The organism is Thermococcus thermotolerans, assembly GCF_024707485.1.
GTDB lineage: Archaea > Methanobacteriota_B > Thermococci > Thermococcales > Thermococcaceae > Thermococcus > Thermococcus thermotolerans.
This window is the reverse complement of record NZ_CP102602.1, coordinates 1,014,790-1,028,740: the sequence shown is the minus strand read 5'-3', so window position 1 is coordinate 1,028,740 and position 13,951 is coordinate 1,014,790. Positions and strand designations below refer to the sequence as shown.

At 57.5% G+C, this 13,951-nt stretch carries 19 protein-coding genes; 15 read left to right on the top strand and 4 right to left on the bottom strand.

Translation table 11 applies throughout. The features are described from left to right. Positions 1-6: 6 nt before the first annotated feature. From NUS69_RS05920 to mobA, 15 genes are read left to right on the top strand one after another with little or no spacing between them, the layout of a single operon-like run. The gene (locus NUS69_RS05920) at positions 7-1,986 is read left to right on the top strand and encodes a complex I subunit 5 family protein (protein WP_258084830.1); all 1,980 of its coding nucleotides are present in this window, start codon (positions 7-9) and stop codon (positions 1,984-1,986) included. A gap of 10 nt (positions 1,987-1,996) precedes the next feature. After that, on the top strand, positions 1,997-2,899 hold the full coding sequence (locus tag NUS69_RS05915; protein ID WP_258084985.1) for a respiratory chain complex I subunit 1 family protein: 903 nt from the start codon (positions 1,997-1,999) through the stop codon (positions 2,897-2,899). 2 nt (positions 2,900-2,901) lie between these two features. Then, positions 2,902-4,653, top strand: a complete 1,752-nt coding sequence (locus NUS69_RS05910; RefSeq protein ID WP_258084984.1) for a hydrogenase large subunit — start codon at positions 2,902-2,904, stop codon at positions 4,651-4,653. Further along, positions 4,653-5,270: an NADH-quinone oxidoreductase subunit I gene (locus tag NUS69_RS05905; protein WP_258084829.1), complete on the top strand. Its 618-nt coding sequence runs from the start codon at positions 4,653-4,655 to the stop codon at positions 5,268-5,270. The genes NUS69_RS05910 and NUS69_RS05905 overlap by 1 nt, the downstream gene beginning before the upstream one ends. Next, positions 5,267-6,067 (top strand): NADH-quinone oxidoreductase subunit B family protein, encoded by an 801-nt coding sequence (locus NUS69_RS05900; protein WP_258084828.1) that lies wholly within the window; start codon positions 5,267-5,269, stop codon positions 6,065-6,067. The genes NUS69_RS05905 and NUS69_RS05900 overlap by 4 nt, the downstream gene beginning before the upstream one ends. Further along, positions 6,057-6,323, top strand: coding sequence for a hypothetical protein (locus tag NUS69_RS05895; protein ID WP_258084827.1), 267 nt, complete (start codon positions 6,057-6,059; stop codon positions 6,321-6,323). Before NUS69_RS05900 ends, NUS69_RS05895 begins: the two co-directional genes overlap by 11 nt. Before the next feature lie 5 nt (positions 6,324-6,328). Further along, positions 6,329-6,613, top strand: a complete 285-nt coding sequence (locus tag NUS69_RS05890; protein ID WP_258084826.1) for a monovalent cation/H+ antiporter complex subunit F — start codon at positions 6,329-6,331, stop codon at positions 6,611-6,613. After that, a complete protein-coding gene (gene mnhG / locus NUS69_RS05885) occupies positions 6,610-6,966 on the top strand; it encodes a monovalent cation/H(+) antiporter subunit G (protein WP_258084825.1) in 357 nt (118 codons plus the stop codon). Before NUS69_RS05890 ends, mnhG begins: the two co-directional genes overlap by 4 nt. Then, positions 6,959-7,213, top strand: a complete 255-nt coding sequence (locus NUS69_RS05880) for a hydrogenase subunit MbhD domain-containing protein (RefSeq protein ID WP_258084824.1) — start codon at positions 6,959-6,961, stop codon at positions 7,211-7,213. The genes mnhG and NUS69_RS05880 overlap by 8 nt, the downstream gene beginning before the upstream one ends. A 54-nt stretch (positions 7,214-7,267) precedes the next feature. Continuing rightward, positions 7,268-7,987: an MnhB domain-containing protein gene (locus NUS69_RS05875; protein ID WP_258084983.1), complete on the top strand. Its 720-nt coding sequence runs from the start codon at positions 7,268-7,270 to the stop codon at positions 7,985-7,987. Then, entirely contained in the window at positions 7,984-8,376 is a 393-nt protein-coding gene (locus NUS69_RS05870) for a sodium:proton antiporter (protein ID WP_167895113.1), read from the top strand. The genes NUS69_RS05875 and NUS69_RS05870 overlap by 4 nt, the downstream gene beginning before the upstream one ends. Next, positions 8,373-8,858 (top strand): Na+/H+ antiporter subunit E, encoded by a 486-nt coding sequence (locus NUS69_RS05865; RefSeq protein ID WP_258084823.1) that lies wholly within the window; start codon positions 8,373-8,375, stop codon positions 8,856-8,858. Before NUS69_RS05870 ends, NUS69_RS05865 begins: the two co-directional genes overlap by 4 nt. A 9-nt stretch (positions 8,859-8,867) precedes the next feature. Next, a complete protein-coding gene (locus NUS69_RS05860) occupies positions 8,868-10,430 on the top strand; it encodes a proton-conducting transporter transmembrane domain-containing protein (RefSeq protein WP_258084822.1) in 1,563 nt (520 codons plus the stop codon). A 23-nt stretch (positions 10,431-10,453) separates the two neighbouring features. Continuing rightward, entirely contained in the window at positions 10,454-10,894 is a 441-nt protein-coding gene (locus tag NUS69_RS05855; RefSeq protein WP_258084821.1) for a nucleotidyltransferase, read from the top strand. Next, positions 10,891-11,472 (top strand): molybdenum cofactor guanylyltransferase MobA, encoded by a 582-nt coding sequence (gene mobA, locus NUS69_RS05850; RefSeq protein ID WP_258084820.1) that lies wholly within the window; start codon positions 10,891-10,893, stop codon positions 11,470-11,472. Before NUS69_RS05855 ends, mobA begins: the two co-directional genes overlap by 4 nt. 142 nt (positions 11,473-11,614) lie before the next feature. Here the strand turns inward: mobA and NUS69_RS05845 are convergent, their stop codons facing one another. From NUS69_RS05845 to NUS69_RS05830, 4 genes are read right to left on the bottom strand one after another with little or no spacing between them, the layout of a single operon-like run. Beyond that, complete coding sequence (locus NUS69_RS05845; RefSeq protein ID WP_258084819.1) at positions 11,615-12,094, bottom strand: hydrogenase 3 maturation endopeptidase HyCI; 480 nt, start codon at positions 12,092-12,094, stop codon at positions 11,615-11,617. Between the two features lie 57 nt (positions 12,095-12,151). After that, complete coding sequence (locus NUS69_RS05840) at positions 12,152-12,877, bottom strand: Mrp/NBP35 family ATP-binding protein (RefSeq protein WP_407704654.1); 726 nt, start codon at positions 12,875-12,877, stop codon at positions 12,152-12,154. Beyond that, a complete protein-coding gene (gene hypA / locus NUS69_RS05835; protein ID WP_258084817.1) occupies positions 12,877-13,296 on the bottom strand; it encodes a hydrogenase nickel incorporation protein HypA in 420 nt (139 codons plus the stop codon). Before hypA ends, NUS69_RS05840 begins: the two co-directional genes overlap by 1 nt. Before the next feature lie 52 nt (positions 13,297-13,348). Continuing rightward, positions 13,349-13,903 carry a hypothetical protein gene (locus NUS69_RS05830; protein WP_258084816.1) on the bottom strand — a complete coding sequence of 185 codons (555 nt, stop codon included), beginning with the start codon at positions 13,901-13,903 and terminating at the stop codon, positions 13,349-13,351. Between the last annotated feature and the right edge of the window lie 48 nt (positions 13,904-13,951).

Here is a 13,951-nt window from a genome sequence, read left to right as displayed (position 1 = left end):
TGTGCCATGATGGAAATTCCCATAGCGCTCTACTCCCTCTCCGCGGTTTCGGGTCTGTTTGGGGAGTTTAAGAGGGGCGTTAAGGCCTCTGGGGTGCTCTCCGCACTGGCGTCGGTTTCCCTCATCGGCGTCGCGGTTGGTGCCCTCTCCAGTGGGCTCCCGGTTCGGGAGAGCATTCTGGGGGTGCCGGTGGTTATAGACAGCCTCTCCCTCCCGTTCCTGTTCATAATAGCGTTCCTGAGCCTCGTTGTGTCGATCTATTCTATCCCTTACATGGGACTCCATAAGGATAGGGATAGGCCCTTTGCGTACACGCTGGCCTACGGTTTCTTCATTATTTCGATGGTCTTCGTTGCACTCGCCTCCGACCTGCTCTGGTTCGTGTTCTTCTGGGAGTTGATGACTCTGACTTCCTTTGTCTTCGTGAGCTGGAGAAGGCAGGACGCCGGAATAAAGTACCTCCTCACCATGCAGGTTTTCAACACCGTGCCCCTCTTCATAGCCCTCGGCATAATCTACTCCGCCACTGGAAGCTTCAGCGTTGATTACGCCACGCTTAAAGAAGTCGCAGCGTCACTCTCCCCCACCCAGCTCAAGCTGCTCTACGCGATGTTCCTCGTGACCTTCCTGGCCAAGTCTGGGAGCGTCCCATTCCAGTTCTGGGTGGCGGATGCCTATGACTCCGCCCCGAGCAACGTTGCTTCGCTGATGGCCGGCGCCATGGAGAAAATGGCCGTTTACGGCCTGGTCAGACTCCTCTGCAACGCCCTTCCGTGCAGTGGGAGCGTGGGGTACATCTTGGCCGCTCTTGGAATAATCACCATGGTGTCGGGAACCCTCTATGCCCTGAGGGAGAACCGGGCAAAGAGGCTCCTTGCATATTCGAGCGTCGGCCAGATGGGGTACATATGGTTCGCTGTGGGCATGGGGATGGTCTTCCTGACAAGGGGCATGGAAAACCTGGCCTACTTGGCCTTCCTCGCTGGAGTCTTCCACTCCTTCAACCACACTCTGTTCAAGGGGCTCCTCTTCCTTATATCCGGCAACTTCGAGTACGCCGCGGGGACATCTGACCTCAACGAGCTCGGTGGTTTGAGGAGGGCAATGCCATACTCGTCGCTCTTCACGGTTGTGGGGGCACTCTCCCTCGCAGGAGTTCCACTCTTCAGCGGCTTCCTCTCGAAGTGGATGATTTACCAGGCCGGCTACTACTCTGGAGTCGGCCTCTTTGTCTTTGGCTCCGTGATTGCGGTTTTCATGAGCGCAGTGACCCTTGCCTACTCACTCAAGTTCTACACTTCGGCCTTCGGCGGCAAATCCAGGGTCAGAACAGAGAAAGTGGCAGAAGTTCCCCCGGGAATGCTTCTTGCTGAGGGCATCCTCGCGCTGACATCCTTCGCCGTTGGTGTGTTCCCGGTCCTCGTTTATCCCGTGCTGACAATATCGCTGAACGGAGGGGGCATAACCGTTACACCCGGCTCCGTATCAACGGGCTTTGGGTACTTCTCCCCCATTGCCCTGCTTCTTGCGCTTTCGTTTGCCGCAGTCGCAGTATACTTCGTCCTCAGGCCCGAGAAAGCTAATGCAGAGCCCTGGAACGCAGGCGCGCTCTTCCTACCCGAAGAGAGATACGGGGCCAGGTCAGAAGACTACTACAAGCAGTACTTCGAGGAGATGGGGGAGGTTTACAGGCTCGGAAGTGCAGTGGGGAACGCAGGAAGGGCAGTTCTTTCGGCCTTCGTATCTGTCTACCTGTTCCTTGCCAGGGGTCTTGTTTATACAGGCAGGGAGAAAAAGCGCTCCTTTACACTCGACGAGCTCCGCAGCCACGCCAGCAGGTACCTGGACGAGGCATTCTTCGCGCCCCTGATGGGCCTGGTCAGGAACATCACCGTCCTGTCCTCGGGAGTGTCCCTCTCAATGGACGACCTCTTCCTCGTTTCGATGATAACGGCAGTGGTGGTGCTTGCCCTGCTAGTGCTGTGAGGTGGTGAAGATGAACGCGGTGAGTGTTGTCTCTGCCTTCCTCGTGCTCCTCGTCCTCCCTCCCCTCCTTGATGGAATCGGGAGGAGGGTAAAGGCAAGGATACAGTACCGCAGGGGGCCGCCCCTGCTCCAGACGTTCTACGACCTCGAAAAGCTCTTCAGGCTCCCATCCGTGGTTCCGACGGAGAATCCCATGTTCCGGCTGGCCCCCTACCTGGCCTTCGCAGCTGCCCTCGCTGGGGGGCTTATGCTGCCCTTTGGAAGCGAACCCGTGCTGGAGTTCGGAAAGGGCCTGATAGTGTTCTTCTATGTCGTGGCCATGGTCAGTGTGGTTACCGTACTCGCCGCATTTTCGGTTCAGAACGCGTTCTCCCACATAGGTGGGCACAGGGAAGTAATGATGGTGCTCTCGATAGAGCCCCTCCTTGCTGTTGTCCTTGGCGTCCTGGCCTTCAAGGCGGGAACCCTCAACATCGCGGAGCTGGCCTCCGGTGTCAGCCCCTCTCCCTCGGTGCTCCTCGCCTACATCCTACTCGCCTACGCCGCCTACGCCGAGGGAGGGTTTGTCCCCTTCGATATCGCAGAGGCCGAGACGGAGGTAATCGGGGGCCCGTTCACCGAGTACAGCGGCAGGCTCCTCGGTGTTTTCAGGTACGCACTGCTCATAAAGAGGGTCGTGCTTCTGTGGCTCCTCGCCACACTCATCGCCGTGCCGGCCGCCCGTGCCGCCGGAATCTCGGGAGGGATGGCTCTGGTGCTCGTTCAAGTTGCTGTGCTGTCCATACTCTACATAGCGGCGGTCGCGGTTGAGGCCGCGAACGCACGGCTCAGGATAGACCAGGCGGTTTCCCTGAACAAGAAGGTTTTCGCGGTGGCCGTTGGTGTCCTGTTCATAGCTCTGGTGGGGTGGTGAAAATGGAGTGTGCAGTCTGCAGTGGTGGATGCAGGAGTGCCGACGCTGTAGAAGTCCTTGAGGACGTTCACCTGAGGGAGTTTGTTGAGAGGTTCGGGAAGGATATCCTGGAGTGCCGGAGGCTGGTGAGAAACCAGTACATGTTCGTTGTTAACAGGGACGCCCTTCCGGCAATGGTTGACTACTGGCACAACAACAGGGAAATTCCAGAGACCCACTTTTCAATGGGCATAGGGACGGACGAGAGGAGCATAGCGGGGAAGTTCGTCTACGCTCCGGTGATAAACGTCCAGGTGGTTCCGGGGGATGGCACCAGGAACTACTGGGTCGTTCTCAAGGCCTACCTCGACGAGGACAACCCCGAGTTCCCATCCATAGCCTCGGAGCTTCCGGCCGCCATGTGGGCGGAGAGGGAAGTCTACGACCTGCTCGGCTTCAATCCCAAGGGCCACCCCGACCTGAGGAGACTCGTCCTGCCGGAGGACTGGCCGGAAGGGGTCTACCCTCTCAGGAAGGATCATGACTACAAGGCCTCGCCGATGGACACGCCAAAGTGCTACTACAAGCCCGGGCCGCCCGACACGATGACGGTTCCGATTGGTCCGTACCACCTGGCGCTCGACGAGCCGGCCCACTTCAGGATATTCGTCAAGGGAGAGACGGTGGTTGACGTTGACTACCGCGGCTTCTACTCCCACAGGGGAATCGAGAAGATAGGGGAAGGAAGGCTGACCTACAACCAGGTGCTCTTCATAGCCGAGAGGATCTGCGGAATCTGTGGCTTCCAGCACTCAACGAGCTACGCTCAGGCTGTTGAAAACATAGCGGGCGTTGAAATCCCTGAGAGGGCCATGTACATAAGGACAATAATGCTTGAGATAGAGAGGCTCCACTCCCACCTGCTCTGGGCGGGAGTTGCCGCCCACCTTACCGGCTTTGACACTGGCTTCATGCACGCCTGGCGCATAAGGGAGCCCGTCATGTGGCTCGCAGAGAGGCTTACCGGGAACAGGAAGACCTACGGAATCAACATCGTTGGGGGAGTTAGGAGGGACTTCCTCGACTACCGCAAGGAGATGATAATGGAGAAGATCAGGGAGCTCAGGAAGCAGGTCGAAGAGTTCATCGAGATAGCGACCGGTACGGCAACCTTCGTCAAGAGGGCAGAGGGCGTTGGAATTCTGCCGTACAAAGTTGCCAAGGCATACTCTGTTCTCGGTCCGAACGGCAGGGCCAGCGGAAGGAACATTGACGTCAGGAGAGACCAGCCCTTCGCGGCCTACAAGGATCTGGACTTCAAGGTGCCGGTTTACAAGGAGGGCGACGTCTTGGCAAGGTTCCTCATCAGGATGGACGAGGTGTTCGAGAGCATATGGATAATCGAGCAGGCCATCGACCAAATGCCCGGAGGAGACGTCTTCGTGCCGATAGGGGAGCTTCCGGAGTATGAAGAGGCCCTTGGCTACAGCGAGGCTCCAAGGGGTGAGGTCGTCCACTACGTCATGACCGACAGAAAGAACAAGGTCTACCGCTGGAAGGTCAGGGCGCCGACTTACAACAACCTTCCGGCTGTTCCGGAGATGCTCAAGGGCTACAGCGTCGCCGATGCTCCGCTCATCATAGCGAGCATAGATCCGTGCTACTCCTGTACGGAGAGGGTCCAGATAGTGGACGTTGAGACCGGAAAGGCCCAGACTCTGAACGAGCAGCAGTTCAACATGCTCTCAATACAGAAGGGCAAGGGGGTGGCCTGATGGCCCAGGCGATTTCATTCACCGACAGGCTCAAGTTCTGGAGACGGCCTGAGGAGGAGGTTAAGAAAGCTCCTGTTACCACCCCCTATCCCTTCATTGAGATTGAGAAGCCGCCGGAATATAGGGGCATACCTCACATAGACCCCAACCTCTGCATTGGCTGTGGCGCCTGTGTTAGGGCCTGTCCACCAGACGCGCTCACGATAGAGTGGGACTTCGAGAACGGGAGGAAGAGAATCGTCTTCAACGCCGCGCGCTGCATAAGGTGCCACCGCTGCGTCGAGGTCTGTCCAACCGGTGCGATGCAGGGCACAACGAGGTTCGAGATAGCGACGCCGAACAAGGAAGACCTCATCGAGGTCGTTGACCACAAGCTCTACAGATGCCCGCGCTGTGGGCGGTACGAGGAGTTCACCGAGAGGCAGATAGAGAAGATGTTCCAGATTCTTCCGAAGGAAGTCATTGACCAGCACGGCATAGCCGAGAGGGCTTTTCTCTGCAGGGAGTGCAGGATGGAGGAGAGCGCCAAGACCCTAGCGGTTCAAGGGCCCTATGCGGATAGCCTTCTCCTTTCCCTATATCCGAGAGGCTCAAAGGTGATGGGTGAGAGGAGATGAGCGGGTTGAAGTCCGTTTGGGTCTTCCACGTTGACAGTGGGAGCTGCAACGGCTGCGACATAGAGATACTCGACGTGCTCACGCCCTACTACGACGCCGAGAGGCTCGGAATAAAGCTCGTGCCGAGTCCAAGACATGCCGATGCCCTCCTCGTTTCAGGCCCACTCACGAGGCAGACTTACTACGCTGTCAAGGCCGCTTACGAGGCGATGCCGCCGAAGCCTAGGATAGTTGTTGCCATAGGCACCTGCGCGTCCAGCGGCGGTATATTCTACAATGGTTACCCAATCTACAACCCGAACCCGGAGAGGGGAAGCGACAGGCTCAGGACTGGTGGAATAGAGGTTCTTTTGGCGGAGTACGGGAAAAAGCCCGACATGTACATACCAGGATGCCCACCGAGTCCGGAGGAGATACTCTATGGACTGGCCCAGCTTCTCGGCCTGAAGGAGAAGAAGATGAAGGGCGAGTACTACTATGCAGACGAGATTGAGTTCGTCCTGCCCGACAGGCCGATTGAGGAGAGGATTTACCTGACGCTCAGAGAATCCCTGAGGCGCGTCGTGGGATACTTTGACAGGGAGAAGGTTCTCGAGGACTTCATGGCCCTCGTGGAGAAGGCCCAGGAGAGCGAGAACCCGAGGGAGAGGCTCCACGAGCTGGTCATCGGCTACTTCCTGAGGGAGAAGGACTCCCGTGTGAAGTTCGCGATAAGGTTCCTCGAAAACGAGTACTGGAGGTTGAAGGATGCCTACGAAAAGAGGCACCTGGCACTTGTTAAAGCTGGTGTACGTTAATCCACCTTACGTCTCGAAGGCGATGGCGCACTTTGCCGGCGACATGGCGGTGCTGGAAGAACTGGGAACGCTGAAGGAAGCGACGGTTGACGTGATAAAGGAGAGCCTGGGTGCAAGGGGAAATGAGATAGACCTGTCCCTGAGCGACTTCGTGCTGATCCCCATGGGGAAGATTCCAGACGCCGACAGAGAACTGCTGCTGAAGGTCGCCCAGGCCCTTGAACCCGATGCCAAGCTGAAAATAGTTAGGAGGTGATTCGTATGGGCCTCGAATCCCAGTTCATGCTGCTCATGAAGTTTGTCATGCCCATATACCTCCTGGCCTTCGTCCTTTACGCAGTCAGGGCATTCAAAGGCCCGACCATAGCCGACATAATCCTCGCCGTTGACTGCCTTTCCTTCGACGTTGCCGCTTTCATGGCCATCCTCGCGGTTTACTTCAGGAGCGTTTACCTCGTCAGCGGGGCGATGGTTCTCGCACTCTGGGGCTACCTGCTGGACATATACGTCGCCAAGCACATAGCCGAAGGGGAGGTGGGAGCGTGAGCCTGCTGTTCTATATTGGCGCCCTTTTAATAGTCATAGGCGCACTGTGTGACTTCTTTGGGGCGCTGGGACTGCTGAGGTTCCCCAACTTCTACGTTAGACTGCACGCCGCGACCGTGGGGATAATCGGCGGTGCGGCGGTGCCCCTCTTTGGAGTCGCCCTTCTGGCGCTCGGGGCGGACTTCCTTCCCCACAGGTACGCAATAGCCGGTGCAAGCTTCGTTACGGGGATAGTGGTTCTCATTGTTTCTCCCGCGGGAAGCCATGCGCTGGCCTACGCCGCCCATAAGGCCGGACTCGTGGATTGGGAGCCGGAAGTGGATCACCTGGCGGGGGTGGAGGGGGATGGTTGAGCTCCACCTCGTTATCCTGGTGCTTGCACTGATGCTCGGCTTCGTTGCCAGCTACCTTGCGGTGACTGAGAGGGACCTGCTGAAGGCGGTGGGGTTCTCGTCGGTTCAGGCGATAGCTTACGCCATAGCCTTCTACATCCTGATGGCCCCGGACATAGTGCTGGCCTACGTTGCCATAGCGGTCGGCATATACTCCGCCCTCCTGGTTTTCGCCATCAGCAAGACCGAGAGGTACGAGGTGGTGTGAATGGCCGGCAGGTCGATCCTCACGGCAGTCGCTATCCTCTCCTTTGCGGCCCTCATGACCTACGCCGTCCTCTCCGCGGGGCTCCTTGGAACGGGTTCCGGGCTCAGATCCCTGGGGGAGTTCTACCTCGGCAACAGCTACTTTGGGGACTACTCTGCGAAGAGCCCGGAGGTGGTGACTTCGATTCTCTGGGACTACCGTGGCGTTGACACGCTCTTCGAGACGGCGGTGTTCTTCCTCGCGATAATAGGCAGCCTGACCGTCTTCAGGCTCACGAAGGAGCAGGAGGAGGAAGTCAAGAGGCCCGAAAGGCCTCCGGCCGAAATGACCTCCATAGTCAGGGACGTGACGAGGGTCATAGTTGTGATGATCCTCGCGGTCTCGGCGTCCATAGCGCTCCATGGCCACCTGACCCCCGGAGGCGGGTTCCAGGGCGGTTCAGCCCTCGCGGTTGCCCCGCTCCTGATAATAGCCGCCTATTCAAAGTACGCCCTTGAAAAGAGCGGGTTCGACAAGACGAGGGCACTTATACTCCGTTCAGTCGGCCTCCTGGGAATAGCCCTGGTTGCGGTGATCCCGCTCCTCTACGGCGGATACGTAATGCAGAACCAGCCGGTTTTTCCGGCCGAGTTTGGAGGCCAGCCCCTCGGCGGCTCGCTGATTTACTATAACCTGTTCGAGTTCCTCGCCGTGGGTGCCGGATTTACCGCGGTCTTCCTCCTGCTGGCCATTCCCGAAGAGAAGTTCAAGAAGATCCTGGGGGTGGACGAATGAGCGTTCAGGAGTTCCTCTGGGCATACATGTGGGCAGTCCTCCTGCTGACGCTGGGCGTCGCGCTCTACGGAGTCATTGCCAGGCCGAACCTTCTGAAGAAGATAATAGCCCTCACGGTTCTTGGCGATGCCGTCAACGTCATGGTTGTCCTGATCGGCTACCGTTTCACCTACCCAGTAGCGCCCCCGATACTGCCGTCCCTATCGAGGGACGCCCTGGGAGCGTTCCTGAGTTCGGCAGTTGATCCGCTCCCGCAGGCCCTGGTGATAACGGCCGTCGTCATAGGTATGGCCGTCAACATGCTCCTGGCGATCCTGACGGTGCAGCTGTACCGCCTGTACGGGACCCTTGACGTCAGGGAGATAGCGAGAAGGGGTGGTGGTGAATGAGGGGCGTACTCCCGACGGCACTCATGGCGTTCCTCACCTACATCGTGTTCACGGGTTCCCTCACTCCCTACGACCTGGCCACTGGAGCGGTAGTTGCGGTTGTGGTGGGCCTTTTGATGGGCCCCCACACCGTCAGGGACGACTCAAAGGCCCTGAACCCGATAAGGTGGCTGTGGATGGCCGTTTACTTCCTGTGGTACATGCTGGTGGCGGAGACCAAGAGCCACATTGACGTCATAATACGCACGCTGACCGGGAACTACCGGCCCGGCATAGTGAGGGTTCCCATTGACGTCAGCACGGACTACGCGAGAACCCTCGTGGCCAACTCAATAACCAACACCCCCGGAACGGTTGTGGTGGACATGGACGAGAGGTACGTCTACGTTAACTGGATAGACGTCACCACGAGGGATCCTGAGGAGGCAAGGAAAGAGATCTCAGCCGACTTTGAGAAGTTTGCGAGAAAAATCTTTGAGTGAGGTGGTAGAATGGACGCGGTAGGGCTGACTCCAATCATACCCCTGCTCTTTGCCTTTGCCCTCCCCCTGACGTCGATACTGATAAAGGGGAACAGGAGGGTCGTCCAGGCCTACGCCCTCCTGGGCACGGGGCTCACCCTGATAAGCTCGTTCGCGTTATTCCAGAGAGCGTACTCCTCAGACAGCCCCTTGATTTACACCTTCGGCAAGTGGGTCGCCCCCATCGGCATAATATATGAGGTGGACAGGCTTGGGGCACTGATGGCACTGGTAACGGCCTTCCTGATGTTCGTCATAGCCGTGTACAGCTACAGGTACCTTGAGGGCGAAAGCGGGCTGGAGTGGTACTACACGCTCTACCTCGGCCTTGAGGCCGGTCTGCTTGGGGTTGTACTCACGGGAGACGCATTCAACCTCTTTGTCATGATAGAGGTTACCAGCATAGCCTCCTACGCGCTGGTCGCGTTCTACAGGGGCAGGCGGGACGCGGTTCATGCGGCACTAAAGTACGCTTTCATAGGCGCCATCGGCACGACGATGTACTTCCTGGCCCTTGGAATCCTCTATGGAGCATTTGGGACGGTCAACTTTGCCGACCTGAGCGCAAAGATCCATGATATTCCTTTCCCCGTGAGCGGGAACCCCGTCGGAGAGGTTGTTCTTGCCTCCGGAATAGTGCTGGCCCTTGCCACGTGGGCGTTCCTCATTAAGGCCGCCATCTTCCCCAACCACTTCTGGCTTCCGGAGGCCCACCCCGCAGCTCCAAGCCCCATCTCCGCTGTCCTGTCGGGCCTCGTGGTTAACGTCGGCATATACTCACTCATGAGGTTCCTGTACACCGTCTATGGCGGTGAGCTTGTGCCGGGCCTTGAGAGGGTCGTCGGCGGAGTGGCGGCCGTTCTAGTGGCGCTCGGTGCGGTTTCGGCGCTTTTCGGGGCCCTCATGATGAACGCCCAGAGGGACGTCAAGAAGATGATAGCGTATTCAACGATAATGCACATGGGCTACCTGGCAATGGTCGTTGGTGCCGGAACCCAGCTGGCCATGCAGGCGGCGATATTCCACATGATCAACCACGCAATTGCTAAGGTCCTGCTCTTCCTCGCTGCCGGGGCCTTCATTCATGCAGCCGGCTCAAGGGACATCGGGGACTTAACGGGCCTCGGAAGGAGGATGCCCGTGGCTACCTTTGGGCTCTCTGTGGCTACCCTAAGCCTCGTAGGAATACCCCCGTTCAACGTCTTCTTCAGCAAGGTTCTGCTGTTCGATGCAATGATGGAAAGGAGCCTGGCGCTTGCGATGGTCATCGTGCTCAGTTCGGTGATAGCGCTGGTGGCCTACATGAGGGTCCTTTACAGGATATGGCTTGGAAAGCCGAGGGAGGACATCACGGTGGGTGAGCACGCAAGCATGGCCTTTGTGCTGCTTCTCCTCTCTGCGGCCGTCGTGCTGATGGGCCTCGCCGCACCGCTCCTGCTCCAGCACTACGTTGATCCCGCTGCGGCGCAGATGATGGACTACAGGGCCTACATAAAGGCCGCCGTTGAGTACGCTTCCGCCCTCTTTTCCTGATTTAACTTTTTGGAGGTGATGGAATGAGCATAGAAGCGGCAAAGGAGAGCCTCCTCCGGAGGATAATGGAGTTCTACGGAGACAACCTGCTCTCGGTCATATTCTACGGTGCCCACCTCAAGGGGGAACTTAATGAAATCGACGTTCTGGTTATAATAGACGAGCCGTACGACCCGGTCAAGATAAACAGGGTCGCGGACTTCATCGAGAACATAAAAGAGCCCGTTGAGAGGGAGTTTGGATACTTCGTCGCCTTCGAGCTTTACGTCCGTGAGGAGGCGGAGAACTTTCATTCGTCATTTATGGACGTGGTGAAGGCGTACGAGGTCGCCTATGACAGGGAGGACTACTTCCAGAACCTGATTCGAGACATGTTCAATCCAGAGAGGACAATCGAGTACGTCAAATACATAAGCACGATAGAGTACATATCCCTCGACGAGGAGGAAAGTGGTGGCCGATGATAGGGGCGGTGCTGGCCGGCGGCAGGGGCAGGCGCTTCGGCGGGGATAAGCTACTCTTCAGGGTAAATGGAGCTCCCCTCATACAGCACGCCCTCGAGCGCCTCTCCCTTGCGGAGGGCATTGACGAGGTGGTGGTTGTTGCCTCCCCCGAAAACGCCCGCGCGCTGGAGGAGCTGGGCTACCGGGTGGTGGTTGACAGGATGCTCCTGGGCCCAATAAGCGGCGTCTACACGGCGCTGGGGCTGGGAGATGCCTTCATAGTCGCCGGCGACATGCCCCTAATAGTTCCCGAATTCGTTGATTACATAATCGCCCGGTTCGAGAGAAGCGGGAGAAGAATATGCGTCCCAAGGTGGGAAAACGGCTACCTTGAACCGCTCCATGCGGTGTATCCGGCTGAATTCCAATCAGTGCTTGAGCAAAGGATTGAAGACGGCGACTACGCCCTGAACAGGGCTATCCGGTCTACGGACGCCTGCTACCTCGGCCTTGAGTCCGTTCCGGAGGAGTGGATTCTCAGCCTCTTCAACGTCAACAGGAAGGAAGACCTGAAAAAGCTCAGCAACACCTTCCTTTGAGTTATTAACCGCCTTTTTAGTCTCGCTGCACTTTTCTCCCGTCTTCGGGCCGGGGAGGGACAAAGGAGGATGAACCGGCCGCCTGCAGGGACACCAAGCTTTACATTTTCTTTTGAAAGCCTCGCCCTCATCTGAGAGGAGGTCAGTGGGTCACACCGTTGAGGAGGCCTGCCAGGGACTCCGCCAAGACCTCCGCCCTTTCGATGATTACCTTGCTCGGCTCCTGGAAGAGGCCCAGAACCTTTGGCTGACATCCTATAAGGACAAACCCTGCACCCGTTCTGGACTTCAGGTATCCCACGAGCACCCTCAGCGGCAGGCTGTGCGTTGAGACGGCATCTCCCAGCGTCCCCTCCGGGTCGGCTATAATGAGCTCCCCGTGCTCACCGCCGAAGTCAACTGCATCAACGAAGACCACCAGATCGGGTTTGAACTCCACTATCTTTCCGGTGTAGCTTTCCGGAACCTCTCCGCAGTTCAGGACGAGGACGTTCGGGTTTTTTACGAGCTCTTTCAGCCTCTCTGCGACGATTACTCCGAAGGCATCGTCGCCCCTAACGTCGTTCCCTATGCCGCAGATTACCACCCTTTCGGCGTTTTTGAGGAGGTCAGAGAGTTCCATCTCAACACCCCACCACGCAGAATTTTGAATTTAATAAAAGAAAAACCCTTGGTCGGCTCAGATCTTCTGAGCAACCTCCCTTATCCCCTCCGCGAACTCCGTCTTCAGCAGCTCCTCCGGTTTCCCTATCTTCTCCTCCAAGTCCCTGTACATGGGTACGCCTGTTAGGTAGGGCACGTTGAACCTTTTCGCCAGTTCCTCTATGCCCTTCTCATCGTCCAGCCTGAGGTTCTCGACGATTCCGAGTATTCTGTATCCCCTTTCCCTGAGCAGGGTCAAAAGCTTCTCAACGACGTTAATGGAGAGCTTCGATGGCGTTGCAACGACGAGGAACTCGCCCCTCTTGAGGAAGCGCAACACGTCGAGGAACTGGTCGCCGAGGCCGGGAGGCATGTCTATGATGAGGTAGTCCAGCTCGTCCCAGCGCGTTATGGCGAGGAGCTCGATGAGGGCGTCGCTTATCTCCATGCCCCTCATGGGGGTGGGTTTGTCCTCGGAGTAGTAGACGATGCTCATGAACTTTATTCCATGAACTGTCGGAGGGATTACGCCGTACTCCTCCTCCGGGAACTCCTTCGGCTCGAAGCCCAGAATCACGTGGTCGCTCGCGCCGTGGAAGTCGAGGTCAAGGAGGCCGACCTTGTAACCCTTCTCGGCCAGGACGAGGGCCAGCGTGGTGGAGACAAGGGACTTTCCTACACCACCCTTCCCGCTGACGACGGGGATTATGCGCTTCACCTTCTCAAGCCTTCCCTCGATGCCCTTGACGCGCGGGTCAACGATCATGCCTCACCCTCCTTTTCCACCCTTATGCCGCTTATGTAGACTCCTCTCCCCTGGAGAACCTCAAAGTCCCTGCTCCCGCACTTCGGACAGGCGAGGAAGGCGTGGACGACCTCCGGGATGAAGTGTATGTCCTCCTTTATGCGCTCATCGAAGCTTTCTTTGACGTCCTTCAGCTTCCACTCGTGACCGCAGTCACGGCACTTAAAAAGGGCTTCCTCCTCGACGAACTCTATCTCCGCTCCCTCTCCTATCGTCCCCTTTAGGAGCTCCTTCATTGCGAACTCGACTATTTCGGCGTTGACGTCCTGGAGCTCTCCGAGGACGACTCTTATTGCGAGGAGCTTTGTTGCCCCTTCCTTCTGGGCGTAATCAAGGGCTGTTCTAACTATACCATCTGCCAGTGCCCACTCGTGCATTTTCAATCCCTCCTCTAGGTTTTAGAGTCACGCTCTTAAAAATGAACTGGTTTCAAACCTCGGGTTCACTGGCTCTCATTTTCTTCAGCTTCCACGCAAGAAGGGCGAAGGTACCAACGCCCAGAAGGGCCTCACCCCTCATGCCGTTGAGCTCAAGGATTATGTCGTAGGGCACGAACCAGAATGCCAGAAAGCCAATGGCTAGGGCGTACTTCCCCCTTTCGTCCAGGTGGGAAGGCATTGAGTAGAAGTGTAGCGTCACGAGCAGTCCCAGGAGGGACGTTATGGCCGGGGGCATTAGGGAGTGCGGGAGGGCGATGAATATCAAAAACAGGATAACGGACACCGAGAGGCCGTAGAGGAACGGGTGTCTCCCAGGAAATGCTCCATCAAAGAGGGCCTCTCGTTTTATCTTCCTGGCCAGCAGGAGCAGGGCCATCATGAGGATTACCGTGAGGATGTACTGGAGTGCCGGCGCCCTGTAGGAGCCCAGGACTGCGAAGAACACTGCACCGGACAGCAGAAACGACGCTGATGTAAGCAGGATTCCCCGCTTTCCGAGAAGACTCTCGTTCCGGAACTCCGGATAGAGGGCATCAATCACCATTATTGGAACCGCTATGCTCATCAGGGAGTGGAATATAGTCAGCCACAC

Coding starts and splice junctions, on each gene's coding strand:
- NUS69_RS05920 (WP_258084830.1), top strand. CDS start 7: ATGATGGAAATTCCCATAGCGCTCTACTCCCTCTCCGCGGTTTCGGGT.
- NUS69_RS05915 (WP_258084985.1), top strand. CDS start 1,997: ATGAACGCGGTGAGTGTTGTCTCTGCCTTCCTCGTGCTCCTCGTCCTC.
- NUS69_RS05910 (WP_258084984.1), top strand. CDS start 2,902: ATGGAGTGTGCAGTCTGCAGTGGTGGATGCAGGAGTGCCGACGCTGTA.
- NUS69_RS05905 (WP_258084829.1), top strand. CDS start 4,653: ATGGCCCAGGCGATTTCATTCACCGACAGGCTCAAGTTCTGGAGACGG.
- NUS69_RS05900 (WP_258084828.1), top strand. CDS start 5,267: ATGAGCGGGTTGAAGTCCGTTTGGGTCTTCCACGTTGACAGTGGGAGC.
- NUS69_RS05890 (WP_258084826.1), top strand. CDS start 6,329: ATGGGCCTCGAATCCCAGTTCATGCTGCTCATGAAGTTTGTCATGCCC.
- NUS69_RS05880 (WP_258084824.1), top strand. CDS start 6,959: ATGGTTGAGCTCCACCTCGTTATCCTGGTGCTTGCACTGATGCTCGGC.
- NUS69_RS05875 (WP_258084983.1), top strand. CDS start 7,268: ATGACCTACGCCGTCCTCTCCGCGGGGCTCCTTGGAACGGGTTCCGGG.
- NUS69_RS05870 (WP_167895113.1), top strand. CDS start 7,984: ATGAGCGTTCAGGAGTTCCTCTGGGCATACATGTGGGCAGTCCTCCTG.
- NUS69_RS05865 (WP_258084823.1), top strand. CDS start 8,373: ATGAGGGGCGTACTCCCGACGGCACTCATGGCGTTCCTCACCTACATC.
- NUS69_RS05860 (WP_258084822.1), top strand. CDS start 8,868: ATGGACGCGGTAGGGCTGACTCCAATCATACCCCTGCTCTTTGCCTTT.
- NUS69_RS05855 (WP_258084821.1), top strand. CDS start 10,454: ATGAGCATAGAAGCGGCAAAGGAGAGCCTCCTCCGGAGGATAATGGAG.
- mobA (WP_258084820.1), top strand. CDS start 10,891: ATGATAGGGGCGGTGCTGGCCGGCGGCAGGGGCAGGCGCTTCGGCGGG.
- NUS69_RS05845 (WP_258084819.1), bottom strand. CDS start 12,094: ATGGAACTCTCTGACCTCCTCAAAAACGCCGAAAGGGTGGTAATCTGC.
- hypA (WP_258084817.1), bottom strand. CDS start 13,296: ATGCACGAGTGGGCACTGGCAGATGGTATAGTTAGAACAGCCCTTGAT.
- NUS69_RS05830 (WP_258084816.1), bottom strand. CDS start 13,903: ATGGTGATTGATGCCCTCTATCCGGAGTTCCGGAACGAGAGTCTTCTC.